The 1,109-nt window shown below is 71.9% G+C and carries 1 protein-coding gene; it reads right to left on the reverse strand.

Features of this window, described 5'->3' with window-relative positions:
• Window positions 1–57 precede the first annotated feature (57 nt).
• The gene (locus ACFU6K_RS39510; protein WP_380671577.1) at window positions 58–1,092 is read right to left on the reverse strand and encodes a methyltransferase; all 1,035 of its coding nucleotides are present in this window, start codon (window positions 1,090–1,092) and stop codon (window positions 58–60) included.
• Between the last annotated feature and the right edge of the window lie 17 nt (window positions 1,093–1,109).

Raw genomic sequence — 1,109 nt, forward strand, 5'->3', positions numbered from 1 at the left:
CCCCCGATGTCCGGGGCCGGCGGTCGTTCTCGTCGTACGGAGGTGTGCGGGGTCGGCTCAGCCGCTCACGACGGCCTCGAAGGCGTGCAGGTAGGGGTTGACCGGGCGGACCGCGGTGACCGCCAGTCCGGCCTCCGCCATCAGTCCGACCATGCTCTCCTCGGAGTGCTTGGCACCGCCCACGTTGAGCATCAGCATCAGGTCCATCGCGGTGGTGAAGCGCATCGAGGGGCTGTTGTCGACCAGGTTCTCCACCACCACCACGCGGGCGCCGGAGCCGGCCGCCTTCACCACGTTGGCGAGGGTGCGGCGGGTGCTGTCGTCGTCCCACTCCAGGATGTTCTTGATGATGTAGAGGTCGGCGCGGACCGGGATCTCCGTCCGGCAGTCGCCCGGGACGAGGCGGGCGCGGGCGGAGAAGGCGCCGCCGTCCTGGAGCCGGGGGTCGGCGCCGGCCACCACCTTGGGCAGGTCGAGCAGGGTGCCGTGCAGCGCCGGGTGCTTCTCCAGCAGGCTGGCCAGCACGTGGCCCTGGCCGCCGCCGATGTCCGCCACCGAGTCGATGCCGGTGAGGTCCAGGTAGTCGGCGAAGTCCTCGGCGGATTGCCGGCTGGAGGTGGTCATCGCCTTGTCGAAGACCTTCGCCGAGTCGCCCGCGTCGCTGTGCAGGTAGTCGAAGAACTCCTTGCCGAACAGGTCGGGGAAGACGTTGCGGCCGGAGCGGACCGCCTCGTCCAGCTTCGGCCAGGCCTCCCAGGTCCACGGCTCGGTGCACCAGAGGGAGATGTAGCGCAGCGAGTTGGGGGCGTCCTCGCGCAGCAGTCGGGACATCTCGGTGTGCTCGAAGCGGTCGTCGCCGCTCTGCGCGAAGAGCCCGTAGCAGGCGAGCGCGCGCAGCAGGCGGCGCAGTTGGCGGGGCTCGGTGTCGAGGGCGACGGCGAGGTCGGTCACGGTGGCCGGGGTGTCGCCGAGGACGTCGGCGACGCCGAGCCGGGCGGCCGCGCGGACGGCGGCGGCGCAGGCGGCGCCGAAGACGAGCTCGCGCAGGCGCATCGCGGCCTGGGGGCTGGTATGGACGGGTGCGGTGGTCATGGCTGGCTTCCTCGGGT

Source organism: Kitasatospora sp. NPDC057512 (assembly GCF_042802135.1).
Lineage (GTDB): Bacteria > Actinomycetota > Actinomycetes > Streptomycetales > Streptomycetaceae > Kitasatospora.

Coding starts and splice junctions, on each gene's coding strand:
- ACFU6K_RS39510 (WP_380671577.1), bottom strand. CDS start 1,092: ATGACCACCGCACCCGTCCATACCAGCCCCCAGGCCGCGATGCGCCTG.